This is a genomic window from Terrabacter sp. NPDC000476, assembly GCF_040300125.1.
Taxonomy (GTDB): Bacteria; Actinomycetota; Actinomycetes; order Actinomycetales; family Dermatophilaceae; genus Terrabacter.
Genome location: NZ_JBEPDF010000001.1, coordinates 2,008,499 through 2,032,843 on the forward strand (window position 1 = coordinate 2,008,499; position 24,345 = coordinate 2,032,843).

At 70.5% G+C, this 24,345-nt stretch carries 22 protein-coding genes, 1 tRNA gene, 1 pseudogene and 1 riboswitch; of the genes and pseudogenes, 6 read left to right on the plus strand and 18 right to left on the minus strand.

Going from position 1 to position 24,345, the window contains the following annotated elements; translation table 11 throughout:
• The 4 genes and pseudogenes from ABT295_RS09425 to ABT295_RS09440 all read right to left on the minus strand — a co-directional run.
• Positions 1 to 365 (minus strand): annotated as a pseudogene (locus tag ABT295_RS09425) (hypothetical protein); the annotation flags it as partial.
• Positions 356 to 739 carry an NADH-quinone oxidoreductase subunit A gene (locus ABT295_RS09430; protein WP_352394097.1) on the minus strand — a complete coding sequence of 128 codons (384 nt, stop codon included), beginning with the start codon at positions 737 to 739 and terminating at the stop codon, positions 356 to 358. The gene ABT295_RS09430 and the pseudogene ABT295_RS09425, both read right to left, overlap by 10 nt.
• 8 nt (positions 740 to 747) lie before the next feature.
• The gene (locus tag ABT295_RS09435) at positions 748 to 1,143 is read right to left on the minus strand and encodes an ArsR/SmtB family transcription factor (RefSeq protein WP_352394098.1); all 396 of its coding nucleotides are present in this window, start codon (positions 1,141 to 1,143) and stop codon (positions 748 to 750) included.
• A 359-nt stretch (positions 1,144 to 1,502) separates the two neighbouring features.
• Complete coding sequence (locus tag ABT295_RS09440) at positions 1,503 to 1,877, minus strand: ArsR/SmtB family transcription factor (protein ID WP_352394099.1); 375 nt, start codon at positions 1,875 to 1,877, stop codon at positions 1,503 to 1,505.
• A gap of 56 nt (positions 1,878 to 1,933) precedes the next feature.
• On the opposite strand from ABT295_RS09440, the gene ABT295_RS09445 reads away from it, so the two are divergent.
• The 3 genes from ABT295_RS09445 to ABT295_RS09455 all read left to right on the plus strand — a co-directional run bounded on the left by ABT295_RS09445 (position 1,934) and on the right by ABT295_RS09455 (position 4,142).
• On the plus strand, positions 1,934 to 2,965 hold the full coding sequence (locus tag ABT295_RS09445; protein WP_352394100.1) for a cation diffusion facilitator family transporter: 1,032 nt from the start codon (positions 1,934 to 1,936) through the stop codon (positions 2,963 to 2,965).
• A 50-nt stretch (positions 2,966 to 3,015) separates the two neighbouring features.
• Positions 3,016 to 3,417, plus strand: coding sequence for an ArsR/SmtB family transcription factor (locus tag ABT295_RS09450; RefSeq protein ID WP_502991084.1), 402 nt, complete (start codon positions 3,016 to 3,018; stop codon positions 3,415 to 3,417).
• A 104-nt stretch (positions 3,418 to 3,521) separates the two neighbouring features.
• Positions 3,522 to 4,142, plus strand: coding sequence for a cation efflux transmembrane domain-containing protein (locus ABT295_RS09455; RefSeq protein ID WP_502991085.1), 621 nt, complete (start codon positions 3,522 to 3,524; stop codon positions 4,140 to 4,142).
• 2,775 nt (positions 4,143 to 6,917) lie between these two features.
• Here the strand turns inward: ABT295_RS09455 and ABT295_RS09460 are convergent.
• Both ABT295_RS09460 and ABT295_RS09465 read right to left on the minus strand, forming a co-directional pair.
• Entirely contained in the window at positions 6,918 to 7,394 is a 477-nt protein-coding gene (locus ABT295_RS09460) for a DUF4192 family protein (protein ID WP_352394101.1), read from the minus strand.
• Positions 7,395 to 7,416: 22 nt separating this feature from the next.
• Positions 7,417 to 8,028: a DUF4192 family protein gene (locus ABT295_RS09465; RefSeq protein WP_352394102.1), complete on the minus strand. Its 612-nt coding sequence runs from the start codon at positions 8,026 to 8,028 to the stop codon at positions 7,417 to 7,419.
• 193 nt (positions 8,029 to 8,221) lie between these two features.
• On the opposite strand from ABT295_RS09465, the gene ABT295_RS09470 reads away from it, so the two are divergent.
• On the plus strand, positions 8,222 to 8,404 hold the full coding sequence (locus ABT295_RS09470; protein ID WP_352394103.1) for a hypothetical protein: 183 nt from the start codon (positions 8,222 to 8,224) through the stop codon (positions 8,402 to 8,404).
• On the opposite strand, the gene ABT295_RS09475 is transcribed toward ABT295_RS09470, so the two are convergent.
• The 7 genes from ABT295_RS09475 to ABT295_RS09505 form a co-directional block, all read right to left on the minus strand.
• A complete protein-coding gene (locus ABT295_RS09475) occupies positions 8,401 to 8,556 on the minus strand; it encodes a hypothetical protein (RefSeq protein WP_352394104.1) in 156 nt (51 codons plus the stop codon). The two genes, ABT295_RS09470 and ABT295_RS09475, sit on opposite strands and share 4 nt — an antisense overlap.
• Positions 8,557 to 9,193: 637 nt before the next feature.
• Positions 9,194 to 9,502 carry a helix-turn-helix transcriptional regulator gene (locus ABT295_RS09480; protein ID WP_352394105.1) on the minus strand — a complete coding sequence of 103 codons (309 nt, stop codon included), beginning with the start codon at positions 9,500 to 9,502 and terminating at the stop codon, positions 9,194 to 9,196.
• Between the two features lie 261 nt (positions 9,503 to 9,763).
• Positions 9,764 to 10,915, minus strand: a complete 1,152-nt coding sequence (locus tag ABT295_RS09485) for a tyrosine-type recombinase/integrase (protein ID WP_502991086.1) — start codon at positions 10,913 to 10,915, stop codon at positions 9,764 to 9,766.
• 151 nt (positions 10,916 to 11,066) lie between these two features.
• Positions 11,067 to 11,142 (minus strand) — tRNA-Thr (locus ABT295_RS09490).
• Positions 11,143 to 11,302: 160 nt separating this feature from the next.
• Complete coding sequence (locus tag ABT295_RS09495) at positions 11,303 to 11,977, minus strand: transglycosylase family protein (RefSeq protein ID WP_352394107.1); 675 nt, start codon at positions 11,975 to 11,977, stop codon at positions 11,303 to 11,305.
• Between the two features lie 28 nt (positions 11,978 to 12,005).
• A riboswitch (cyclic di-AMP (ydaO/yuaA leader) is annotated at positions 12,006 to 12,133 on the minus strand.
• 281 nt (positions 12,134 to 12,414) lie between these two features.
• Positions 12,415 to 14,220: a serine/threonine-protein kinase gene (locus ABT295_RS09500; RefSeq protein WP_352394108.1), complete on the minus strand. Its 1,806-nt coding sequence runs from the start codon at positions 14,218 to 14,220 to the stop codon at positions 12,415 to 12,417.
• 63 nt (positions 14,221 to 14,283) lie between these two features.
• On the minus strand, positions 14,284 to 14,715 hold the full coding sequence (locus ABT295_RS09505; protein ID WP_352394109.1) for a CBS domain-containing protein: 432 nt from the start codon (positions 14,713 to 14,715) through the stop codon (positions 14,284 to 14,286).
• 231 nt (positions 14,716 to 14,946) lie between these two features.
• Between ABT295_RS09505 and ABT295_RS09510 the strand changes: the two genes are divergently transcribed.
• Positions 14,947 to 16,446: an alpha,alpha-trehalose-phosphate synthase (UDP-forming) gene (locus ABT295_RS09510; RefSeq protein ID WP_352394110.1), complete on the plus strand. Its 1,500-nt coding sequence runs from the start codon at positions 14,947 to 14,949 to the stop codon at positions 16,444 to 16,446.
• A complete protein-coding gene (otsB, locus tag ABT295_RS09515) occupies positions 16,443 to 17,243 on the plus strand; it encodes a trehalose-phosphatase (RefSeq protein ID WP_352394111.1) in 801 nt (266 codons plus the stop codon). Before ABT295_RS09510 ends, otsB begins: the two co-directional genes overlap by 4 nt.
• Before the next feature lie 99 nt (positions 17,244 to 17,342).
• Here otsB and ABT295_RS09520 read toward each other — a convergent pair whose 3' ends face one another.
• From ABT295_RS09520 to ABT295_RS09540, 5 genes are all read right to left on the minus strand, one after another.
• Positions 17,343 to 18,356, minus strand: a complete 1,014-nt coding sequence (locus ABT295_RS09520) for a LacI family DNA-binding transcriptional regulator (protein WP_352394112.1) — start codon at positions 18,354 to 18,356, stop codon at positions 17,343 to 17,345.
• A gap of 1 nt (position 18,357) precedes the next feature.
• A complete protein-coding gene (locus tag ABT295_RS09525; protein WP_352394113.1) occupies positions 18,358 to 20,244 on the minus strand; it encodes a glycoside hydrolase family 13 protein in 1,887 nt (628 codons plus the stop codon).
• Positions 20,241 to 21,176 carry a sugar ABC transporter permease gene (locus ABT295_RS09530; RefSeq protein ID WP_352394114.1) on the minus strand — a complete coding sequence of 312 codons (936 nt, stop codon included), beginning with the start codon at positions 21,174 to 21,176 and terminating at the stop codon, positions 20,241 to 20,243. The genes ABT295_RS09525 and ABT295_RS09530 overlap by 4 nt, the downstream gene beginning before the upstream one ends.
• Complete coding sequence (locus ABT295_RS09535) at positions 21,176 to 22,747, minus strand: ABC transporter permease subunit (protein WP_352394115.1); 1,572 nt, start codon at positions 22,745 to 22,747, stop codon at positions 21,176 to 21,178. Before ABT295_RS09535 ends, ABT295_RS09530 begins: the two co-directional genes overlap by 1 nt.
• A 200-nt stretch (positions 22,748 to 22,947) precedes the next feature.
• Positions 22,948 to 24,267 carry a sugar ABC transporter substrate-binding protein gene (locus tag ABT295_RS09540; RefSeq protein ID WP_352394116.1) on the minus strand — a complete coding sequence of 440 codons (1,320 nt, stop codon included), beginning with the start codon at positions 24,265 to 24,267 and terminating at the stop codon, positions 22,948 to 22,950.
• Between the last annotated feature and the right edge of the window lie 78 nt (positions 24,268 to 24,345).

Sequence of the window (24,345 nt, forward strand, 5' to 3'; positions counted from 1 at the left end):
TTGCCCTCGGGTAGCATGCGGCCCGCGGCGTCCTCGCGCTGGCCGGCCATGTCGCGAAGGCGGGGGAGGGCGGCCTCGACCGCCGCCACGACGCCCTGCTGGGTCTCGTCCGGGGCCAGCGAGATCCGCACGCGCGGGCCGGGCAGCTGTTCCCAGACCGCTTCGACACTGTCCTCCAGTTCGGGCGGTAGCTGTCCGCAGATGACCAGCATGTCGGCGCCGGCGGGTGAGTCGGCGAGGTGCCATCCCCGTCCCCCGACGCAGCGCTCCGCGTAGACCCGGCTCCGCCATCCACCGGGCATCTCCACGAGCAGGACGGAGCACCGACGCACGGCCTGGCGGGCCAGCCAGTCCGTCAGACCCATCGGAGCGCACCCTCACGCCAGGCCCACAGCACCGCAACCATGAGGGCCGCCAGGAACACGAACATCTCCACGACCGCTCCGGCCCCGAGCTCGGCCACGACAACGGCCCAGGGATACATGAACAGCATCTCGACATCGAAGGCGAGGAACACCAGCGTCGCGGGATACCACCGCACGTGGAAGCGAGAGAGGGCATGCTCGGTGGGCGCGTGGCCGGACTGGAAAGGCAGCACCGGCAATGGTTCCGGACTCACCGCGACCGCGCGGGCAACGAGCAGGAGCTGGGCCAGGCCCGCTGCTGTCGCCAGCAGCAGCAGTGCTATCCCGAGGTACACGTCGCCTCCCAGGTCTCTGTCGGCCGGCTCCGCGGACAAGCTCCCATTCAAGCTCTCCCTCCGTATGCGCCTGCGCGAGTGAGGCGCACCAGCTGACGGAGGCAGTCCGAGCGCAACAGCTCCGGGAAGCCGTCGGCCAGTCGGTAGTAGACCGTGCGGCCCTCCTTGCGGCGCGTGACGAGCCCTGCCGTCCGCAGTACCCGAAGGCCATAGCCCACTGAGTCCTCGGTCGCGCCAAGGGCCAGTGCGAGATCTCCGACGCACAGCTCATCCGCCGTGTCGAGCGCGTAGAGCAGCCGGATCCTGGTCGGGCCAGCGATCAGGGACAGGACGGCACCGAGCCGGTCACAGTCTTCCGGGCTGGGGACCCTGGCCTTCGCCGAGACGACCGCCGAGGGATCAACGGCGACCGACCCGCTGCTAGCTGGACTACCTTCGACCATATTATCCGTATACCCACACGGTCGTGCGGATAACCCCTCAAAGCCTTAGGCATGGCGTTCCGGCGGCCATAGCGACACCACGCGCTGTTGACGCCGGACCCAAGGCGGGTTAGCAACGGCTGATCAGCACTTCCGCTGCCGCGAAGACATGAAGCGGGACACTTTCAAGATCTGGGCCTGGCCTGCACGAGCGTGCCTGTCGTAGCAGCGGGAGGCGCCGGCGCCGCGGCGACAGTGCACCGCCCCAATGTACGGATGACCAGCGGGCTGCAGCACCTCGCCGCACGTGACCGCACGGGGTGAGCGCAGGACGCCCGCTGCTTTACCTCTGCGTCCTGGGCAGGCGTGACCCGCCTGGCTCACGCGCGCTCGGGAGCTGGCATCTGGTGACGGTGGTCGGTCTCGGCGCCAAGGTCACGGTCGGTGTGGTCGGCATGGAACAGGGCCTCGGCGAGTAGCGCGTGCACGTGCGTGTCAGCAGCCGTGTAGTAGATGAAGGTCCCCTCGCGGCGGCCACGGACCAGCCCGGCCAAGCGCAGCTTGGCCAGGTGCTGGCTCACCAATGTCGGGCTGACGCCAGCCAGCTCGGCCAGGCACGTCACCGAGGACTCGCCCTGCAGCAGGGCCCACAACAGCTTGATCCGGGTGGGATCGGCCAGCATCCGGAAGGTCTCGGCCGCTAGGTGGGCCTGCTCGTCCTCAGGCATCGACAGGTCCGGGATCGCCTCATGCATGCACTGCAGCCTACGTGAGTTCGTGCCTTCATAGGTGTGCAGATAGCATGGTAGGTATGAGTTCGACCTCAAGCCCGGCCCCGCTGCACGACCACCGTCATGACCGTGACCATGACCATGACCATGACCACGAGCGTGGGTCGGGTTTGTGGGCACGCTTGCGGCACGCGATCACGCCGCACTCACACGACGTTGCTGACTCCGTCGATGAGGCGCTGGAGTCCAGTGCGCGCGGTATCCGGGCGGTGCGCCTGAGTCTCGTCGGGCTCGGCGTTACGGCAGTCCTGCAGCTGGTCGTCGTCGTCTTCTCGGGGTCGGTGGCGCTGCTGGCCGACACGATCCACAACTTCTCCGACGCCCTGACCGCCATCCCGCTGTGGATCGCCTTCGTTCTCGGGCGGCGCGCCGCGACGCGGCGTTACACCCACGGCTACGGTCGGGCCGAAGACCTTGCCGGCCTGTTTGTTGTGGCCATGATCGCCCTGTCCGCGGTGGTCGCCGCGTGGCAGGCGATCGATCGGCTCGCGAACCCGGCCCCGGTGCACAACCTCGGCTGGGTCGCTCTCGCCGGCTTCGTCGGGTTCTTGGGCAACGAAGCGGTCGCGGTCTTCCGGATCCGCGAGGGCAAGGCGATCGGCTCGGCAGCCCTGGTCGCGGACGGTCATCATGCCCGCACCGACGGGCTCACCTCCCTGGCTGTCCTGATCGGCGCCGGAGGGGTCGCCGTGGGCTGGAGCTGGGCCGACCCGGTGGTCGGCCTGCTGATCACCGTCGCCATCCTGCTGGTGCTGCGCACCGCGGTACGAGACGTCTTTCGCCGGCTTCTGGACGCCGTGGAGCCCGAGCTGGTCGACTCTGCCGAGACCGTCATCGCCGGCGTGCCCGGCGTCCTGGGAGTCGACGAAGTCCGGATGCGCTGGGTGGGCCACGAGGTGCACGCCGAGGCCGTGGTGCACCTCGGCGGCGACCTGACGCTCGATGCTGCCGACCGCGTGGCACGAGAGGCCGAAGATCGGCTCCTTGATGGCGTCCCGCGGCTGAGGCGCGCCGTAGTCCGGACGCGGCCCCGACCCGCGGTCGCCGGCTGACTGAGCGCTCCTCCCGGAGACGAAGCGGTTCTCCCTGCTATCATCCACTCATGGCGATGACAGGCATGGAAGCTGATCAAAAGGTGCCTGCCTCCGCCGTCCTTGACACTCAGGGGGTGGAGGCGGGCGCGATGGAGGCCGCCGCGTGCCTCTTCCATGGGTTCAGCGACCGGTCGCGCCTGAGGATCGTCCAGCACCTGGCGCTGGGAGAGCACCGGGTGGTGGACCTGACCGGGCACCTTGGGCTGGCGCAGTCAACTGTGAGCCGTCACCTGTCGTGCCTGCTGGACTGCGGCATAGTGACCGTGCGAGCACAGGGCCGCGCGTCGGTGTACGCACTGGCGCATCCGGAGGCGACCTTGGCCTTGCTGGGCGCCGCGGAGCGGCTGCTGGGCCTGGCCGGGGACGCGGTGACGCTGTGTCCGCAGCACGGGAAGACGGGCAGCTCGTGAGCACTGAGCGGCCCGTGGGCCTGGTGGCTGTAGCCCCGTCAGGGCTCTCCCCCGAGCGGCGCCGACAGTTGGGCCGACGAGCGCAGCTGCTGGCGGGCGTTTCCGTGGGATACAACTTGCTGGAGGCGGTGGTGGCCGTGGCGACGGGCGCGACCGCATCTTCGGCGGCCCTGGTCGGCTTCGGCCTGGACTCGTTGGTGGAGGTCGGCAGCGGTCTGGTGATCCTGTGGCAGTTCCGTCACCCAATCCCCGAGACCCGTGAGAGGCAGGCGCTGCGTTTCATCGCAGTCTCCTTCTTCGCGCTCGCCGCATATGTTGTCCTCGACTCCGTTCGGTCGCTGACCGGTGCTGGCGAAGCCGCGCCCTCCCCCGTGGGCATCGTGATCGCCGCCGCATCGCTGCTGGTGATGCCGTTCCTGTCGTGGGCACAGCGCCGCACCGGGCGCGATCTCGGTTCGGGCAGCGTCGTGGCCGACTCCAAGCAGACGCTGTTGTGCAACTATCTGTCGGCGGTGCTGCTCCTGGGGCTGCTCGCGAACGCGGTGCTCGGTTGGTCCTGGGCGGACCCGTTGGCTGCACTGGTCATCGCCGTCGTCGCGGCCCGCGAGGGTCTCGAGGCCTGGCGAGGGAAGACGTGCGAGTGCGGTCCGACGCTCCTGACCCACGACCGGGGTAGCGATGAGCAGGCCCACGGCTGCGCCGAGGGCTGCTGCGATGCACCGTAAGGCGTGGCGACGGTGGTACACCCTCAGGGAGTGTTGCCACGGCTGGAGGCGTGCCACCGTCCGCGGGAAGGGGCTGACCCCATTCAGCCATGGCCCTGCGGTCCTGTTGCCACCGGGCCGGATGGCGTATCGCAGGTCTGGGTCGACGCATCCCAGAGATTGCCCGAAGGGGCGATGATGAGATCGTGAGTGTGAAGGTGACGGTGCTGTGTTTCGACGGGTGCCCAAGCTGGCGGATCGCCGTGGAGCGTGTCGAGACTGCCTCCGAGCGCTCCCGGGTGCCGGTAGAGGTGAGCACTCTGGCCGTCACATCTGACGCGGCGGCGGCCCGCGTCGGGTTCACCGGCTCTCCGACCATCCTGCTGGACGGCGCGGACCCGTTCGCGCATCCCGGCGCGAGCCCGGCGTTGGCCTGTCGGCTGGACGCCACGCCGGACGGGATGGCCGGCTCGCCCACGGTTGCCCAGCTGGGCGAGGCACTGACCCGGCGGGCACCCTGACCCTGTTGACCTCGGTCGCCGGGGCGGTTCAGGGCGAACATCGGCACCGTGGTCGAAGAGCCGGACCGTCTGCCTCCGGTGGGCCCGGCGGCTACCGTGGTCAGGCGACGCCCTCGGCCCTCCCCCGAGCTGAGGGAGTGGCGTTGATGGCCATTCGTAAGAGCGTGGGCTGCTTGGTGCTCCGGCCTGGAGGGCAACAGGCTGGCGATCGCGGCCCGCTGACGAATCGGATTGCCCGGCCGAGGTTCTCGCCGCCAGTACGCGGTCGGGGGCGCTGATGGAGGCGGCGGCTCCGGCGCTCTCGTGACTGCGTGGATGACTTGATCGGCTGCTTGCGTGAGCGAGTCCCGGACGATCTCGGGGAGCGTGACGGGGCGGTCCTGAGCGTGGTCGACGGGCCGCACCCACGCCTCGGTGGAGACGTTGCCGTAAGGGCCGTGCGCCTCGAGCACCATCGCCATGGCGTTGACACCGCGGGGCGAGGCGAGCAGGTGCAGGTCCGCTGTCGCCTCCCGGAGGGCGTACGCGAGGTCCGTGGAGGTCGTGAGCCCCAGCTGCAGTATCTGAGACACCTGTTTCAGATCCACTGTCGCGGCGAGGCTTTCAACGCTCGCCACCCCGGTGCGCTCGTGAATGATCTCGAGCATCGCGGCGCGGATCTCGTTGGCTGCGATGACCAGATCAGGGTCCAGTCGGCGTCCGCTCTGAGGTGCGAGCTGCGCCCACGTCGTCGCGAGGGCGACCCAGCTCGCTTGGCCAGACTCGAGCGCGGGCGCGAGGCGAGTGCGGTACTGGCCGGCTTCGATCGAGCCGGTCTCCGCCGCGGCGCGCAGCAGCGTCTGGCTGGCGAAGGCGGTGTGCGCCTGGGTCTGCGCGATGAGCATCATCGTCGCGGCCGTGGTGGCGCCGACCAGGGCGCGGTGGGCCTGGATGTCCCAGCCGGCCGGCGCCTCCCGCAGCCGGTCCAGCTCCGGGAGCGGCTTGTGTTCGCCGTGCAGCGCTGCGGGGAAGGTCCCGCAAACGTAGGAGCCAGCCAGCTGCTCGAAGGCCGCCATCCGGTCGCGCGCCTCCACGGTGCGCTTGATCGACTCGGCCGGCAGGGCAGAGCGCTTGGCCGCGGGCAGGACGGGGAGGTCGCGCAGGTCACGGTTCAGGTCGACCTGCACGCCGTGGGCGCCCACATAGAGGACGTGCATCAGCCTGGCTTTGGCCGCCTCGAGATCCGCCGCGACCTTGGGCCGCATCGGCCGGACGTCGGTGCGGCGACGCAGCAGAAGCTCTGCAGCCGTCGTGTCGTTCTCGCACACCGTGAGCAGCCGATCGTCCGCCGGACAGGGCCCGGGCCATTGGCGCCTCCGGCCGGCCTCATCAGGTCGGCGTTCATCGTCTGGAGCTGCTCCCTCAGGACATGGCCAGCATCCCTGCGCTCGGATTGGCCTGCGCTTGGGGACGATTCTGGGAACGTGCGCCACAGGTCGGCGGCGGCTCCGACAACCTCGCCCCAGATCCGGATCATGACCCGGCCGTCCATCAGCGGTGTCCATCAGCACCTCGCGCACGATGAGGTCGCAGTCCAGCAGCAGCTCTCCTATGCTGCGGCCCTCGAGGGCGAGCATCATCCGTGGTCTCGAAAGGAGGTCGCAGAGCGCGACAACGACGCGGCTGCTACCTGCTGGCAGGGCCTCGATCGGGACCGTTCGGGTCAGGGATTCCGCCGCGCGCACCAGCTCGAGCGGCTCGCCACAGTCCGGGCGCGACCCTCCGCGCTCAAGGTCGACGGGCTCGACATCGACGGGCTCGATGTCGGCGGCGAGCAGCGCGCGCGCTTGGCTGGCTGCAAGCGGGGCGCCCAAGCCGAGATCCGACAGGGCGAAGGACTCATCGAGCCCCGGCGGCGGGTCGGTGGCCAGGAGGTTCAGGCCGCGATGCGCAGCAGCCTCCAGGAGCAGGATCACCCCAAGGATCACCGCGCGGCCGGCCTTACACGTCTCCGGTGTCTCCGGCGTCTTCGACGTCATGGCGTCCCCTCTTCGTAGGATCTGATTGCCGTCTTCATCCACGCAGACAGCGGCCGCCGCGAGCCGCCCCGGCGCTGCCCTGTGGATAACCCACTGGGTGTCGGTGCGGTCGGACACTGATACCCACGTGGAGGGTGGCCCTCGGGGCTGGGATCGCGTTCATCACGAGTCGATGCCTTATGCCCGGCGCACCGGCCTCGCCGCGGCGCCCGGGGCGTCCGGTGCCACCGGTTGGCTGGCGACCAGCTCTGCGCGTCTCACCGGGGTGGTCCAGCATTGCCGCGGCCGGGTGAAGCCTTCGGCGGCTCGTCGATCGCATGGCCCAGCCCCACGGACTTGGGCGATGCGGACGGGTCATGGTGTGGAGCGTCCAGGTCGTCCCGGTCTTCCGGGGCGAGGCTCCAGGTCCGTGGGTCCATCCCCAGCTCCAAGGCCACGTCGACGAGGCGCGCCATCAGGTGCGCGGTCCCCGCCGGGACGCGTGCCAGTGCGGCGCGTGCCTTGACGGCGTCCCCGTCGAGCCAGTGCGCGAACGCGGTCAGCGACGCCACCGCAGACACAGACGGCACGGGTGCCCCGGTGGACTCCGGTGACGTGTGTGACGTGGGTGACTCGGGTCTTTCGCGGCTTTCGGGGCACCGCGTCAGCAGGTCGCGCCATAGCTCGGCGTGGCGGGGTGCCGTCGAGCGTTCCATCGACGCCCATACGTAGTCCCGAAGTGGGGTGAGCTGCACGTCGGCGATCAGGCGCGCCGCATCAGCAGCCGGCAGGACGGTGGCCGGCCGCCGCGCGGTGCAGCGTAGCGGTGATCCACTCCCGCTCGACCTCGCCTACGTGTCCGCCGCCTGCAGCAGCTGCGGCACGCTCGGCGGTGAGAACCATGAGCTGGTCCGGGACCGGGCGGCCGGGGGCGTAGGCCTGCCGCAGCTGCCCCGGGGTCGCGAACGGCGTCGGTCGCTCCGGCAGGAGGAACTCCGCCGTCATCAGGTCCCGGTCGCTCTGGGTCACCTGGCCGCTGTGCGGACCGTCCAGACGCACCCAGCCGTCGACCGCCACCGCACCGATCACCGGGATCGCCGGCTCGAGCCGCTCCCGCACGGCGTCGCACACCGCGCCTGCCAGCTCAGGCTGGTCGGTGTACGCGAGCAGCACGACACCGACGCCCGCGCCGGCATACGCTCGGGCGAGCCCCTCACCGACCGCCACCGTCTGCGTGACGCCGCGGGGCAGGTTCACCCTTGCGACCGGGGCGCCGCCGGTCACCTCGGGGACGACCACGAGGGAGTCCTGCGAGTGCACTCCCAGGAAGTGCGGGACCGCGGCAACCACCTCGCTCATGTTGTGCAGCACGAGGTTCTCCTGACTCACGAGGCTCTCCTTCAGGTCGGACGGCACGGTCACCTCCCAGAGCCGCGGTGGTCGCCGTCGGCGATCACCGCGGACTCGGCTGCTGCGGCATCACCTCTGGGTCACGGATGCGGGTCACGGATGCGGGTCACGGGTCCCGGCGGTCCAGACCTGAGGAACTCTTTGGCGCTGGGTCGCCCACACGCTTCCGCGCATGCTTCCGGTCAATACGCTGCTGCTCGCCGCCGAGCCGGCGGAGCCTCGCGATCTCCTGCCGGGTCAGGCTCGGGCCGCACCACTGCGTCACCTCGATCAGCGTGAGGTGCTCATCGTCGACCAGCTGCCGCAGCGCTGCACCCGCGCGCTGTCGAGTTTGATGACGGCAGCGTCCCGCTAGCCCAGGGCGAAAAGCACGTCCAAGGCGAGAGCAGCCAGCCGCTTGTCCCGCTCCCGCCGCTCGACGCGCAGCTTCGCCTGCGCGTCGAGCGCGGCGCGGCGCGCCGCCTGACGCACCGACGGCCGCTCTTCTCGCCCGGTGGTGTCAGTCATGATCGGCCCCTCTAACGCACGGCTCCTGTGACCGACGGAAGCCGCGAGAACCTCCCCAGCGATCACTCCCAGGGATTAGTCCTTTCATTCGATATCGTCACAAGAGAAGCCGAGGTGCCGTCGGCTCAACCGCCACAAACCAAGTCCCTGCCCCCTGATGTGATCGACGCCGCCGTGCCGAGGCGCGTACTCCTTGCGAAACCGCAACCGCTCATGTCACACACACCTCATGCATTGTCGGTCGAGTTTCGGCGGACGAAATCACGTCACCGGCCACACCAAGCGCCGCCCGGGGTCCCGTTTTGCGGTTGTCGTAGGCGCTCCAGGTCGCTCAAAACGCTGGTCCACCGACCGTCAAAGAGCTCACCGCGGGCAGCCCGCTCCCCCAGATCTCGCAGCACGCGCCGGCATGCCGCCGGTGAGGCAAGAACGGCCCGGACGTGGTCCTCGATCGGCACGTCCGGCTCGATGTAGCGGATGCCGATAGCCCCGCTCTCGGCCGCGCGGCGCTCCTCCGACGCCGCCCGCCGGCACTCCGGCGAACACCACCGTCGGGGGCGTCCGGGCCTGGGTGGCCACTGCGCCTCGATCCACCGACCGCAACGAGGACACTGACGTTCTCCGCGGCCGGCCGGGGTCACTGGGTCTCCTCCAGACCGAGGGTCCAGGTGATCACGGTCGCAGCCCGCCACCGCAGGTGCTTGCCGATCCGAATCCCCTTCGGGCCATAGCCCGTGGTCCGCCACGAGTAGATCGTCTGCTTGGGCACTCCGAGGTAGGCCGACACGTCCTCGATGGTCCACAGCTCGTGGTACTCCAACGGCCTGCTGGGCCGATGCGCTGGCAGCGCAGGCGCCTTGTCGGTTGGGCGCTCATTCGCGAGCCGTTGCTCACGACGGGTGTCCCACAGGCCGAGCTGTTCCGGCCCCTTCGAGTTCTGCCTCACGACGGTCAACTCCTCGTGACGATGACGGTTTCGGGTGGTCACTGACCAATGCCGTCCCATCCGCACCGGGCGATCAGCCGTGCCCCGAGACCCTCGCCATCGACCAGCACTGAGGAACAGTCGAAGACAGCCACCAGCCGCGCCCGACCCCGATTCAGCCGAGCTGACTCAGGCCGGCTTTTCGGTCTGGGCGACCGCTAAGCCACAGGAACGACTGAACTCAGGCTCCGCGCAGGTCTCCGCCGGAATGCTGACCGGGCGTCATCCACCGTCGAAAGGCAAAGCGAGGTCATCCCGGCCCGCATTGTCCGCAAGGAGGGACAGAGCTGCAGCGATCTGAGCATCACGCCCGGCCGCGGCGTGCTGGTACCGAAGAGCGGCGCCCACCGAGGAGTGCCCGAGCCGCTGCTGCAGCTCGGCAAGGGTTGCGCCCGTCATCGCAGCCAGCGTGGCGCCGGTGTGGCGCAGATCGTGGACTCGAAGATCATCCCGGGCGGCTGCTGCCCTCGCCTTGCGGAACGCCTGGCTGAAGACGGTGGGCTGGAGGTGGCTGTGACCGTCGCGCGCCGGAAACAGAAGCGACTCTTTTCCTCGCCCAACGTGACCGTCAAGGTGGGCGCGGAGTGCGGGGATCACGTGCGGCGGAATCGTCACCGTGCGCCGCCCCGCGGCCGACTTCGGGGCGCCAACCACCGGCTTTCCCTTGACCCAAGCGACCGACCTTTCGATTCGCACCGTGGCCCTGTCGAGGTCGATGTCCTTGCGGCGCAGTTCCAGCACCTCGCCGATGCGCAGGGCGCACCACGAGCACAGCAACGCAACGGCTCGCCTTTTCTCCGGCAGCGTGGCCACGATGGTCTCGAGTTCAGCCACGGACGCCGGCCTGACCTCCCGAACACGCGGCGTGCTGGCCGCCGACTTGATCCGGCACGGGTTCGCAGCGATCTCCTCGTCTGCCACGGCTGTGTTAAGCACAGCTTTGAGAAGTGCGTAGGCACGAGCATTCACCGTCGGAGTCGACGGGTCCATTTCCGCCCACCAATGGCGAACGTCGCTCGGCGTGATCGCCGCAAGCAGACGTTGCCCGAAGGCCGGAGCCAGGTAGCGGTCCAGCAAGTGCTCATAGCCGTCCTTGGTCCGAGGCTTGAGCCTGCGGTCCTGCAGCCAGCGACGAGCGTAGGCCTCGAACTCGGTCGCGACCCTCGCCTCGCGTCGCGCACGCGGCGACTGCCAGCTGCCCGAGGTGATGAGGTGGCGCTCCACCCCCAACCATGCCTCAGCGTCAACCTTCGCCTGGAACGTGGTGGGCGAGTTGTGGCGAGTGAGGTCTGGGCCGACGTAACTAGCTTGCCACCGCCTCGAGGGTAGCCGCCGTAGGTGACCGAAGCCTCGCCTGTTGGGCTTGTTCGCCATCCGCGACCCTCCCGTCGTGCCTTCGGCGTGCGATTGGCGTGCGATTAGAGAGTACATCTGAGCCGGGGCGTGTCCGCTTCTGACTTTTGGGATCGGGTGCCCAGCAGGCAACATAACCGCAGGTCAAAGACCATATCCGCAGGTCATGAGGTGGAGCTGGCGAGGGGACTCGAACCCCTAACCGCCTGTTTACAAGACAGGTGCGCTACCGATTGCGCCACGCCAGCGGGTCCCCGGCACGCGACCGCGGACGGGCGAAAGCGTAACGGAGGCGGCCGGCATACGGGAAAAGGCCGTCAGGCCCGCACCCGGCGCCGGACGGACGACGGCCCCGCGCAACCCAGGGGTTGGTCGCGCGGGGCCGTCGGGCTCAGTTCTATCAGGAACTCACGGCAGGCGCAGGACCTGACCGACGAAGATGAGGTTCGGGTTCGAGACGCGAGCCGAGTTGGCCTTCCAGAGGGCCTTCCAGCCGCCCTTGACGTGGTGGACCGCGGCGATCTTGCCGAGCGAGTCACCGCGGTGGACCGTCACCTTGGCGCCCTTCCCGGTGTAGGTGTTGCTCGCCTTGGGCTTGGCGGCGTAGCTCTTCTTCTTGACGACCTTCTTCTTGACGACCTTCTTCTTCGCCGTCACCGGCTTGCGCACGGTCGAGCGCGACACGGGCGAGCTGGTCGCGCCACCGTTCGAGCGGGTCAGGCCGGCACGCTGCGAGCAGACGGGCCAGGCGCCGGGGCCCTGGGAGGCGAGCACGCGCTGGGCGATGGCGATCTGCTCGGCGCGGGTGGCGAGGTCGGCGCGCGAGGCGTAGGCGCGGCCGCCGTAGCCGACCCAGGTGCTCTGCACGAACTGCAGGCCGCCGTAGTAGCCGTTGCCGGTGTTGATGTGCCAGTTGCCGCTCGACTCGCAGGCGGCGACGCGGTCCCAGACCGAGGCGGCCTTGGCCGACCCGGCGGTGGCGATGCCACCGACGAGGGTGGCGGCGCCGGCGATCCCGACTCCCGCGATGCGCTGCTTCACCGAGACCTGCTTGGCGGCAGCATGCTTGGACATGTACTGCATAGGGGTGTTCCTTCCTGACGCGCGCCTGCGGGGTTAGCTGTCGGGTTGGGACGTCAGGCTGCCCCGCCGCTCTCGCGGCTTCACCCCTAGACCAGCTCTCGTCCTCTTCGACGGGTGCCTCGGCACCGGCTCTGACTGGTCACACTGGGTCCCCCGTCCTCGCCCGGCCCACGGTCGTGGGCTGCATCCCTGGCTGGCGAGGCTCGGCGCACACAGGGAACGGATTGATGTGGGTGTCCATGTGAAGTTGTGGGAGCGCTCGGGTGGAGCCGGACGCGAGCACTGACGGTACGTGAGGAACGGCCCCCTGACAAGGCGCGCCGAGACACTTTCGTGATCGTTCCTTGACGTTCCCTTCACCTCGGGATGGGAGCTGCACAGGGCGCCCACAGCGCGCGCACGGGCAGCACGCTCGTGACGCGGGCGCGACCCGGGCCTCAGAGGCCGAACGGGCTGCTGCCGAAGGGCAGCCAGCTGAGGCTCGCACCCTCCTTGAGCGCGAGCAACGCAGCCACCGCACCGCCGACGGCGAGCACCGCGGCCACGACCTGCGTGGCGAGGCCGATCGGCACGATCGCGCGCGCGATGGAGCGCGTGCCGCGCCGCAGCGAGGCCCCGCCGGGACCCCACCAGAGCATGAGCAGGCCGAGCACGCCGCCGACGCCGAGCGTGAGCGGCGTCCCCGGGCCGAGGTCGCCCCCCTGCGTGCCCGTCAGCAGCAGCGCCGTCGCGAAGATGCCGGCGAGCGCCACGGCCGCGGGAAGCACGAGGCCGACGACGGTCGCGACGATCCCGAGCACGAAGTGCCACGGGCTCGACACCACCGCGAACGGCACGTCGCTGCGCCGCCGCCCGTGGTCGTAGCGCCGCAGCACGAGCGCGGTCACCGACCGGTCGGTCGCGCGCGCGAAGGCCGAGAGCACGGTGACGGCGACGAGCGCGGCACCGGGCCAGGCCATCAGCGCGCCCGCCCAGGCCACCGCGACGGCCGCGAGCAGCCCGGTGCGCATCGGCAGCCCGATCCGCGGGTCGCCCTCGCGCCCGGCCGGCTCCTCGTCCTGCCACTCGCCGTCGGACCCGTCCCAGCCGTCGTCGTAGCCATCGTCACCGGTGCCGTATGCCGGCTCCTGCCGTGAGGTGCCCCGCGTCCGCCCCACGGGCGGGGCCCACCGCGACGCGTCGGCGTCGTCCGCCCGCGGCGTCGTCCGCGGCATGTCGGCGGGCACCGGGGGCAGCACCGCCGTGCTGCCGCCCTGCACGACCTGCGTGTCGCCGGGCGAGGCCTCGGAGGGGCGGCCGTCGTCCCACGGCCCGCCGCTCGGGGCGGGCACCGTCGCGGACCGGCCGGCCGCGTAGAGCTCCAGGGCGTCGATGACCTCGTCGGCGTGCGGGCGACGCCGCGGGTCCGGCGAGAGCGAGGCCCGCAGGAGGGGCACGAGGCGCGGGTCGACACCGTCGAGGTCGACCTCCCCGGCCCGCACGCGGGCCAGCACGGCGTCCATGCGACCGCGCCCGAAGGGCGGACGGCCCGACGCGGCATACGTGATCGTGGCGGCCCAGCCCCACCAGTCGGTGGCGTCGGTGATGGCGGCGCCCTCGACGAGCTCCGGGGAGAGGTAGCCGGGCGTGCCCATGACGAGGCCGCCGACCGTGTGGCGCACGTCGTCCTGCAGGTGGGCGATGCCGAAGTCGATGAGGACGGGGTCGCCGTCCTCGAGCAGCACGTTGCCGGGCTTGATGTCGCGGTGCACGACCCCGCAGGCGTGGATGGCGCGGATCGCCTCGGCGCTGCCGCGGGCGAGGCGCAGCAGGTCGGCCGGCTCCATCGGCCCGTGGTCCTCGACGACCTCGTCGAGCGCGGGACCCGGCACGTAGCGGGTCACGACGTAGGGGCGCGGCCCCATGACGTCGGCGTCGACGACGCTCGCCACGCGCGCGTCGCGGATGCGCGAGAGGGTGTCGACCTCGCGCGCCAGGCGCTGGCGGGCGTCCACGTCGTGCGCGACGTGCGTGCGCAGCACCTTGACGGCGACCGCGCGCCCACGGGGGTCGAGCGCGAGGTGCACGACACCCATCCCGCCCTCGCCGATCTCCTCGATGAGGCGGTAGGGCCCGAGCCGCTCGCCGGTGGCGCGGCGGCCCCGCTCGCCCGTCCCGTCACCCGAGCGGTCGCCCGGCTCGAGCGAGGTCGTGCGCGCGGACCGCGGGCTCGCCACCCGCTCGGTCCGCTCGTACGCCGTCATGCCCCTACGGTATGCGACGGGCCCACCGACCGAGCACCCCAGCACGCCCGCGCGTGCCGGGCCTCAGCTCGAGATGTAGTCGCGCAGCTGGTCGCGCTCGGACTGCAGCTCGTCGAGCCGGTGCTTGACGATGTCGCCGATGCTGACGATCGCCGTGAGCTGCCCCTCGGCGTCGACGATCGGCACGTGGCGCACGCGCTGCTCGGTCATCGTGGCGGCGAGGTCGGCCACGTCGTCCGCGGCGGTGCCCGTCGACACCTCGCTCGTCATGATGGCGCTGACCGGGCCCTCGAGCACTGCGGTGCCGCTGCCGTGGAGGTGCACGACGACGTCGCGCTCGCTGACGATCCCGTCGACGCCCGTGCCGTCGGCGCTGACCACGACCGCACCGATGCGGTGCTCGGCGAGCAGGGCGAGCAGCCCGGCCACGGTCTCGTCCGGCTTGATGGTGATGACCTCGCTGCCCTTGTGGCGCAGCACGTCCGAAACCTTCACGGCGACTCCTTCACCTCGGCACTGGGACCTCGGGGTGACCGTCGGGCGGCTCGAGGTCTGCCTCGAGGGGCTCGCGCGGTGCCCTGCTCCGACCCTATGGCGACACCGCACCGGGCGCCACCGTTCGCTCGTTAGAGTGGCCACGACGGTGTCGCGCCGGACCCGTGCGTCCCGTGCGCGCGGGATGGGTACGACCCGAGCACCGACCCCTCGAGCCCAGGAGCTGATCGCGTGCCGCCCGCACGTCCGACCTACGACCTCGTCATCGCCGCGAACCGCCTGCCCGTCGACAAGGTGGTCGCCGACGACGGCGAGGTCGAGTGGCGACGCAGCCCCGGCGGCCTCGTGACCGCCATGGAGTCGGTCATGCGCAACCAGCCCGGGGCCTGGGTCGGCTGGGCCGGCGACTCGGGCGAGGCCCCGGACCCCTTCGACGAGGGCGGCATCCACCTGCACCCCGTGCCCCTCTCTGCCGACGAGGTGCGCGACTACTACGAGGGCTTCTCCAACGACACGCTCTGGCCGATCTACCACGACGTCATCGTGCCGGCGACGTTCCACCGCGAGTGGTGGTCGGCCTACCAGGCGGTCAACCAGCGCTTCGCCGAGGCCGTGGCCGAGGTGGCCGCCGAGGGCGCCACCGTGTGGGTGCAGGACTACCAGCTGCAGCTCGTGCCCGCCATCGTGCGCCGGCTGCGGCCCGACGTGCGCATCGGCTGGTTCAACCACATCCCCTTCCCGCCCGTCGAGCTGTTCGCGCAGCTGCCGTGGCGTGCGCAGCTGCTGGAAGGGCTGCTCGGCGCCGACTTCCTCGGCTTCCAGCGCCAGGCCGACGCCCGCAACTTCGTGCGCGCGTGCCGCCAGCTGCTCGGCGCCGCGACGAAGCGCGACCGCGTCACGGTCGAGGGCTCGCGCCGCCAGGTGCGCGCGGCCGCCATCCCCATCTCCGTCGACTTCACCGGGCTCGAGGAGCTCGCCAGGCGTCCCGACGTCATGGCCCGGGCACGCGAGATCCGGGCCAGCCTCGGCGACCCCGAGGTGCTGATGCTCGGCGTCGACCGGCTCGACTACACCAAGGGCATCCGGCACCGGCTCAAGGCCTACGAGGAGCTGCTCTCGGAGCGGCGCCTCGGCCCGCCCGAGGTCACCCTCGTCCAGGTCGCCACGCCGAGCCGCGAGCGCGTCGACGCCTACCGCCAGCTGCGCAGCGAGATCGAGCAGACGGTCGGCCGGATCAACGGCGACCTCGGCAAGATCGGCGCCCCCGCCGTGCACTACCTGCACCACTCCTACCCGCGCGAGGAGATGGCGGCGCTCTTCCAGGCCGCCGACGTCATGCTCGTCACGCCGCTGCGCGACGGGATGAACCTCGTCGCCAAGGAGTACGTGACGTGCCGCCACGACCTCGGCGGCGCCCTCGTGCTCTCGGAGTTCACCGGTGCCTGGCACGAGCTGCACCAGGCCTTCGCCTGCAACCCGCACGACATCGAGGGCCTCAAGCAGACGATCCTGCGGGCCATCAACACGCCGGCGAAGGACAAGCAGCGGATCATGAAGGCGCTGCGCCGCCGCGTGTCCGACCACGACGTGCAGCGGTGGGCCTCGCGCTACCTCTCCGCCCTGGCCGCGGCGCCGGAGCTGCCGACGCCCGAGCCGCGTGGCCGCCCGACCCCGCAGGCCGAGGAGACGCCACTCATGCCCGGTCCGACCGACGCCGCCGCGCGCGCATGAGCGCCACGCCCCCGCCCGCCGGGCTGCTCGAGCAGACCGCGGCCACGTCACCGCTCCTCGTCGCCACCGACTACGACGGCGTGCTCGCGGCCTTCGACGCCGACCCGATGAGCGCGACGCCCGAGCCGGGCGCGATCGACACGTTGCGGGGGCTCGCCGCCCTCCCCGGGGTGCACGTCGCCGTCGTGTCGGGCCGCGACCTCGAGACCCTGCGGACGCTCACCGGCATCGCCGAGGACGAGCCGATCGTGCTCATCGGCAGCCACGGGGCCGAGTCGTCGAGCGCGGCCGTGCGCGAGGCCATGGAGGCCGCGGCGATCACGCCGGACGACGAGGTGCTGCTGGCCGAGCTCCGCTCCGACATCGAGGCGCTCGTCAAGGAGTCGCACCCGGAGGCCGGCATCGAGCACAAGGCCGCGGCGGTCGTCGTCCACGTGCGCGGGCTGCCCCGCGAGACGGGCGACGCCGCGATCGCCGACGCCCGCCGGGTCGGCCTCGACCACGCCGGCGTCAAGGTGCTCAAGGGCAAGTCGGTGCTCGAGCTCTCGGTCTCGCACGCCGACAAGGGCTCGGCCGTCACCGCGCTCGGCCGCCACGTCGGGGCCGTCGCCCGCGTCTACCTCGGCGACGACGTCACCGACGAGGACGCCTTCATGCGGATGCGTCGCCCGGAGGACGTGACCGTCAAGGTCGGCACCGGCTCGACCGCCGCGCGCTTCCGCGTCGACGACGAGCCTGCCGTCGCGGCGTTCCTGCGCGAGCTCCTGCGGCTGCGCCGGGCGCACGACGCCGGCTGAGAGGCGGGTCGCTCCGGCGCGCGAGCCTCGGAGCCTCAGGGCCTCAGGGCCTCAGGGCCTCAGGGCCTCAGGGCCTCAGGGCCTCAGGGCCTCAGGGCCTCAGTGGCGGCGCACGGCCCCGGTCGAGCCGCGCACGACGAGCTCGGGGCGGAAGACGTACTCCGCTCTCGGGGAGGGCTGCCCGGCGATCTCGTCGAGCAGCGCCCGCACCGTCGCCGCACTCATCGCGTTGACGCTCTGGCGCACGGTCGTGAGGGGCGGGTCGGTGAAGGCGATGAGCGTCGAGTCGTCGTAGCCGACGACCGAGAAGTCGCGCGGCACGTTGAGCCCGCGCTTGCGGGCCTCCCGGATCGCGCCGAGGGCCATCAGGTCCGAGCCGCAGACGACGGCGGTCGCACCGCGGTCGATGAGCCGGCCGGCCGCCGTGGCCCCACCCTCGACGCTGAAGAGCGACCGCTCGATGAGGTCGTCGACGTCGGGGCGCCCGGTCAGCTCCTGCATGGAGTGCCGGAACCCGGCGATCTTGCGGATGACGGGCACGTAGCGGTCGGGGCCCACGGCCAAGCCGATCTCGCGGTGGCCGAGGCTCACGAGGTGCTCGAGGGCGAGCCCCATCGAGGCGACGTCGTCGTTGCTGATGAACGGCGCGTCGACGCCCTCGATGTAGCCGTTGACGAGCACGAGCGGGAGGTTGCGCTCACGCAGCGCGACGTAGCGGTCCGAGTCGGTCGTCGTGTCGGCGTGCAGGCCGGAGATGAAGATGATGCCGGCGACGCCGCGCTCGAGCAGCATCGTCACGTAGTCGTCCTCGTGCACTCCCCCGGCGACCTGCGTGCAGAGCACCGGCGTGTAGCCGCTCTGCGCGAGCGAGTTCTCGATCGTCTGCGCGAACGCCGGGAAGATCGGGTTCGTCAGCTCGGGGACGATGAGGCCGACGAGCCCGGCGCTCTTGCGCCGCAACCGGCTCGGACGGTCGTAGCCGAGCACGTCGAGCGCCGTCAGCACCGCCTGGCGCGTCGACTCGGCCACCCCCGGCTTGCCGTTGAGCACGCGGGAGACGGTCGCCTCGGACACGCTCGCCTGGTCGGCGATGTCGCGCAGTCGTGCCCTCACGTCACCTCACCCTCCGTCGCACGTGCTTCGGCCCGCCGTCCGTCGGACGCCAGACCCAGATCCGCACCAGCGGCGCAGCAGCGCTCAGTGTGACAGCCCGCTTCCCCATCTTCGGCGCGGGTCCGTATGCCGGCCGCCCCGCCTCGATGCCGGCGAGGTGCTGCGCGTCGAGGACCACCGGCTCGTGCGCGGCCCGGGCCACGTGCACGAGCGCCACCTCGTCGTGCGTCTCGCGGAGGAAGACCATGGCATCACCCTGGGCGTGTACCCACCGCAGACCGCCGTGACGCAGTGCGACCGAGCCCTGGCGGGCTGCGATGAGTCCGCGGTAGGTCTCGAGCGTCTTCTCGTCCCAGTCGCTCTCGTCCCACGGCATCGGACGTCGCCCGTCCTCGCCGAAGGTGCCCTCCATGCCGATCTCGTCGCCGTAGGTGACCATCGGCATCGAGGGGAAGGTCATGAGCAGCCCGACCGCGGCCTCGACGGCCTCGGGGCCGACGAGCGTGCGGATGCGCGGCACGTCGTGCGACCCGACGAGGTTGAAGGAGTGGACGAGCGACTGCCAGGCGATCCGCGACGTGAAGTCGCGCATCGTCTCGACGACCGCCCCGGCCTCGAGCAGGGGCAGGGGCACCGGCGCGCCGAGGAAGCGGGGGTCCTTGGGCTCCTGGCGCAGCCACGTCCATGCCGGCTTGCAGAAGCCGGCGTAGTTCATGACGCCGTGCCAGCCGTCGCCGGGCACGTCGGTGGTGTAGTCGTGGAAGTGCTCCCCCACGAGCAGCGCGTCGGGGGCCACGCGGCCCATGACGTCGCGCATCTGGCGCGCGACGTCGTGGTTGACGTCGGTGTCGCGCCAGCGCCCGGTCATGTTCGCGACGTCGACGCGCCAGCCGTCCAGGCCTCCGGCGCGGCCGAGCCACTTGCGCACGACGCCCTGCGGGTCCTCGAAGAGGCGCCGGCGCAGGGCGGCGTTGAGGTGGTTGAGCTTCGGCAGCGACGGGACGCCCAGCCAGGCGACGTAGGTCCCGTCCTCCCAGATGTAGTAGTCGCGCTCCGGCGTGTTGCGACCACCCTTGCCGGCGGCCGTGAGGAACCACTCGTGGGCGTTGCCCGTGTGGTTCGTCGTGAAGTCGCCCATGACCTTCATGCCGCGGGCGTGCGCGGCCGCGGTGAGCCGGCGCAGGGCCGGCGCGCCACCGAGGATCGGGTCGATCTGCTCGAACGACGACGCGTCGTAGCGGTGGTTGCTGCGCGCGGGGAAGAACGGCGTCATGTAGACGACGTCCACGCCGAGCGCCTCGAGGTGGTCGAGGTGCTCGGTGATGCCATCGAGGTCGCCGCCGTAGAGCTGGTGCGCGACGCCCTGGGGGCTGATGTCGACCGGGTCGCCCCACGCGGCCGGGATGGCCCAGTCGGGCGTGGCCCGCCTGTCGGCCGCGCGCGACCGCGCGAAGCGGTCGGGGAAGACCTGGTAGACGACGGCGCCCGTCGCCCAGGCCGGCGGCGGGGCGTCGTGCGCGACGAGGCGGAAGTCGCTCGCGTCGGGCACGTCGCGCTCGTGCACGCCGGTGCCGTTGAGCCAGGCGTACTTCGTCGGCCCGCCCGTGAGCAGGAAGCGGTAGGTCGTGACCGGGTTGTGGCAGGTCAGCGTCGCCCGCCACCACGCGTCGGTGGCCGTGGTGCGCACGAGCCTGGCGACCGCGAAGGTGGCCTCGCCGTCCGGCGCCGTGCGCACGTGCACGGCATCCACCTCGGCGGCCAGGGGCACCCGGACGAGGACGTCGACGCGGTCGCCGAGGCGGGGCGTCTGGGATGAGACGTACCGCCCCGACCCGTCGTGGTGCGGCTGGGTCAGCCAGGACTGCTGGCGGGTCGGGGCAGGACTCACTTCACCGACCCCGTGGTGAGGCCTCCGACGATCTGCTTCTGCACGGCCAGGTAGAGGGCGACGACGGGGATGGAGCAGAGCAGCGCACCCGCCGCGAACTGGCCGAACAGGCGGTTGGCCTCGTTGCCCTTGCTCATGCTCCACAGGCCGACGCCGACCGTCTGCGAGTTCACGTCCCGGAGGAAGATGGACGCCAGCAGGAACTCGCTGAAGAGGCCGATGAACGAGATCATGAACGTGGTCACGAGGATCGGCATGGTCAGTCGCAGGATCATGGTGAAGAAGATGCGCGCGTGGGAGGCACCGTCGACCTTGGCCGCCTCGTCGAGCTCGCGGGGAACCGTGTCGAAGTAGCCCTTGAGCAGCCAGACGTTGGCGCCCATGGCGCCGCCGAGGTAGACCAACGACAGACCGAGAACCGTGTCGAGGCCGAACGCCGGCACGATGTCGCCGATGCGCGCGAACATCAGGTAGAGGGCCACGAAGGTCAGCAGGGCAGGGAACATCTGCAGCAGCAGGAGGCTGAGGAGCCCACCGCGACGTCCGCGGAAACGCATCCGTGAGAAGGCGTAGGCAGCGCACGCCCCGATGAAGATCTGGCCGAAGGCGCCCACGAAGGCGATGACGAGCGAGTTGCGGAACCAGGTCGCGAACGGGCGCGACTCGTCGTTGAAGAGCGTCTGGAAGTTGTTGAGGGAGGCCGACTTGGGAAGGAGCTCCGCCGAGCTGAGGGTGCCGGCCGGGTTCAGGGCGGCCGAGATGAGGAAGACGATCGGGAAGAGCGCCCACATGAGCGCGACCACGCCGAGCACGTGCTTCCACCAGACCCGCCCCTGGACTCCGGAAGGGCCTCTGCGACGGGCGGCTCGGGCACTCTGCTCGGTGTCGACGACGGCGGCCGGGGCCTGGATCGACATCGGTTCGGTGGACATCAGTTGACCTCCTCGAGGGCCCGCGTGCGCCGGAAGCCGGCGTAGCTCATGACCGCGACGATGACGAAGATGAAGATGGACACGGCGGCTGCCAAGCCGTAGTCGGGTGTGACGCCGGAGAAGGCGAGGCGGAACGCGTACGTGATGAGCAGGTCGCTGGACCCGATGCTCGTGTTCTCGGCCTCGAAGGGGCCTCCGCCGGTCAGCAGGAAGATCAGGCCGAAGTTGTTGAAGTTGAAGGCGAACGAGGCGATGAGGAGCGGACCGACCGCCACCAGGAGCAGCGGCATGATGATGGAGCGCAGGGTGCGGGCAGGCGACGCGCCGTCGATCTTCGCCGCCTCGCGGACGTCGGCCGGGATGGACTGCAGGGCGCCCGTGCAGATGAGGAACATGTACGGGAACCCCAGCCACAGGTTCGTGATGAGGATGGCGGCCTTGGCCCCCCACGGCGTGCCCAACCAGTCCACGTCCAGCCCCGTCAACGAGTTCACGAGGCCGAAGTCCTGGTTGAACATCGACTTCCAGAGCAACGACGTCACGAATCCGGGGATGGCATAGGGCAGCACGAGTAGTGCTCGGTAGACCCCCTTGCCGCGCAGTCGGTCATCGTTGAACAGGAGCGCGAGCAGCATCCCGAGGATGAAGGTCGTGACGACGGACAAGGCTGCGAAGACGAGGTTCCAGCCGAAGATCTTCAGGAAGCCGGCCCGGATCGTCGGGTCGGTCAGGATGGTCTGGAAGTTCTTGAAGCCGACGTTCTCGGCCCATTTCTGCGGGAACGCCTGGCCCGTGCCGTCCTTCGGCACGAATCGCGCGTCGCGCACCACGTACACCTCGCCCGTCGCGGAGTCCGTCAGGGTGTCCGTGGCGGGGTCGTAGCTGACCGTGGCACGACCCTCGAAGGCCTCGCTGAGACCGCTCGCCTTGATGCCGCCCCCGTCGGAGGTCGGCACGGCGAAGGTCTGGAGGTCCTTGCGCGCGTTGATCTGTCGCGCGTTGAGGATCTGGAATCCCGGAGCCGCCGTGATCTTGCCGGAGTCGGACTTCGTCACACCGTTCGGGGGGAGGTCCTTCAGGCCGTCCTTGTCGCCGATCTTGAGGGCACCGTCCGGTGCCGTCAGGAGGAACACCGGCGGAGCGGTGGCTACGTCGCCCCCCTGGGGGACGGCGATGCTGAGGCGGTAGCGCGGCGCCCCTTGCACCTCCTGCACGGAGTTGGTCTTGATCGCCGCGATCGTGTCTTCCTTGGTGATCGTCTGACCGTTGGTGAACGCCGTGCTCACGGTCATGACGATGGGCCAGACCTGCAGCCCGAGCAGGAGCACGAGCCCCGGGAGGAGGTACTTGGCCGGGACGAATCGCCGGGTCGAGTAGACCACCAGCACCGCCATGACGACGAAGGCGAGCACGGCGATGTAGACGGCGTACCCCTGGTCGGCCAGTTGGGTCGCCAGATAGAACGCAGCTGCGACGAAGAGGGCCAGGGCCAACCACTTGACGACGAGCGCCCAGAGCGGGGTCCTCGTCGTGGTCTGGACTGCCGGCGACGTCTTTGTGGCCTGGGACATGCGAAACCTCTATCCGGTGCAAGGAAAGCAGCGCGGGACCCGGAGCGACGACGCTCCGGCGGGCTGGCCGGTCTGTCGGGCCGGCTTCGAGGCGGCCCCAGCCGGACGGCGTCCTCCTCGAAGGAGCCGCCGCGGCGGTGAGAGAGAAGGGTGGGGTGGCCCGGGGCTCGAGAGCACCCGGACCACCCCTGACAAGGGCGTCAGCCCTTGTTGATGTTCGCGACGATCTCCTTCTGGGCTGCGTCGAAGCGCGCCTGCGGGTCCTTGCCGGAGATGACGTCGGCGGACGCCTGGCCGAGCGGACCCCACACCGAGTTCATCGCGGGGATGTTCGGCATCGGCTTGCTGTCCTTGCCGGCCTCGAAGAAGGCCTTGACGTCGGCGTTGGACGCGGCGACCTCGTCGAGGGCCTCGGTGAGGGCCGGCGGGCGACCGAGCGCGTTGAACAGCTCGAGCTGGACGTCCTTCTTCGTGATGTAGTTCGTGACGAACTCCTGCGCGATGGATGCGTTCTTGGCCTTCGCGGACACGTAGAAGAGCTGGACGCCGAGGAACGGCTGCATCTGGCCGCCGCCCTGGAGCGTCGGCAGGTTGCTGATGGCGTACTTGATGTTCGCCTTCTTGGCGTTCGTCGTCGCCCACGGGCCGGTGATGAAGAACGGCGCCTTGCCTGCGTCGAAGAGGCCCTCGGCGTTGTCGTCGCCCACGTTGGTCGACAGGATCTTCTGCTTGCCGAGGTCAGCCAGGACCTCGGCGCCCTTGATCGAGCCCGCGCTGTTGACCAGCACCTTCTTGGGGTCGAACCCGCCGTCGGCGGACTGCCCGAAGATGCCACCACCGAAGGCGCTGAGGTAGGGGTACGTGTAGTAGGCGTTGCCGGTCTTGCCGACCTGCTGGATCAGGACGTTGGTGACCTTGCCACCGCTCTTCGCCTTGATCTCGTTGCCCATCTTCACGAGCTCGTCCATGGACTTCGGCGCGTCGGGGGCGAGGTCCGTGTTGCGCATCAGCGCGATGTTCTCGACGGCGTAGGGGACGCCGTAGTTCTGGCCGTTGAACTTGGCGGCGGCGATCGCGGGCTTCGAGAACTTCGCTGCCGTGTCGGCGGAGAGCGCGATCGGGGCGACCGTGTTCTCCTGCACGAGCTCGCCGAGCCAGTCGTGGGCGCCCACGACGATGTCGGGACCCTTGCCGACCTTCGTCGCGTCCTTGAACTGCTGGCGGGTGTCGACGGCCACCTGGACCGAGACGGACACCCCGTTCTCCTCGCCGAACTTGTCGGCGATCTTCTTCACGGTCGCCGCACGGTCGGCATCCGTCCAGATGACGAGGTCGACGTTGGCGTCACGGACCGGCGCGCCGGTCGTCGTGGGGGCGGCAGCGGGGGCGCTGCTCGTCTCGCTCGCCGACGGGGCGGCGGAGCTCGAGGCCGTGGGGGCGGGGCTGGACCCGCCGCAGGCGCTCAGGGCCAGAGCGGCGACGCCCGAGATGGCGACTGCGCCGTAGGCACGCTTGTGCATGGATTCTCCTTTGAAGCCAGGTGGCACACGCCGCCACCGGTGACCCGGAATGTAGCAAGAAGTTGCAGACAGCGGCCA

Excerpts from the sequence above, each read along its gene's own strand:
- otsB (WP_352394111.1), top strand. The coding sequence starts at position 16,443 with ATGAGCGCCACGCCCCCGCCCGCCGGGCTGCTCGAGCAGACCGCGGCC.
- ABT295_RS09445 (WP_352394100.1), top strand. The coding sequence starts at position 1,934 with ATGAGTTCGACCTCAAGCCCGGCCCCGCTGCACGACCACCGTCATGAC.
- ABT295_RS09530 (WP_352394114.1), bottom strand. The coding sequence starts at position 21,176 with ATGTCCACCGAACCGATGTCGATCCAGGCCCCGGCCGCCGTCGTCGAC.
- ABT295_RS09470 (WP_352394103.1), top strand. The coding sequence starts at position 8,222 with ATGCTTCCGGTCAATACGCTGCTGCTCGCCGCCGAGCCGGCGGAGCCT.
- ABT295_RS09540 (WP_352394116.1), bottom strand. The coding sequence starts at position 24,267 with ATGCACAAGCGTGCCTACGGCGCAGTCGCCATCTCGGGCGTCGCCGCT.
- ABT295_RS09495 (WP_352394107.1), bottom strand. The coding sequence starts at position 11,977 with ATGCAGTACATGTCCAAGCATGCTGCCGCCAAGCAGGTCTCGGTGAAG.
- ABT295_RS09485 (WP_502991086.1), bottom strand. The coding sequence starts at position 10,915 with ATGGCGAACAAGCCCAACAGGCGAGGCTTCGGTCACCTACGGCGGCTA.
- ABT295_RS09450 (WP_502991084.1), top strand. The coding sequence starts at position 3,016 with ATGGCGATGACAGGCATGGAAGCTGATCAAAAGGTGCCTGCCTCCGCC.
- ABT295_RS09435 (WP_352394098.1), bottom strand. The coding sequence starts at position 1,143 with ATGGTCGAAGGTAGTCCAGCTAGCAGCGGGTCGGTCGCCGTTGATCCC.
- ABT295_RS09500 (WP_352394108.1), bottom strand. The coding sequence starts at position 14,220 with ATGACGGCGTACGAGCGGACCGAGCGGGTGGCGAGCCCGCGGTCCGCG.
- ABT295_RS09535 (WP_352394115.1), bottom strand. The coding sequence starts at position 22,747 with ATGTCCCAGGCCACAAAGACGTCGCCGGCAGTCCAGACCACGACGAGG.
- ABT295_RS09440 (WP_352394099.1), bottom strand. The coding sequence starts at position 1,877 with ATGCATGAGGCGATCCCGGACCTGTCGATGCCTGAGGACGAGCAGGCC.
- ABT295_RS09475 (WP_352394104.1), bottom strand. The coding sequence starts at position 8,556 with ATGACTGACACCACCGGGCGAGAAGAGCGGCCGTCGGTGCGTCAGGCG.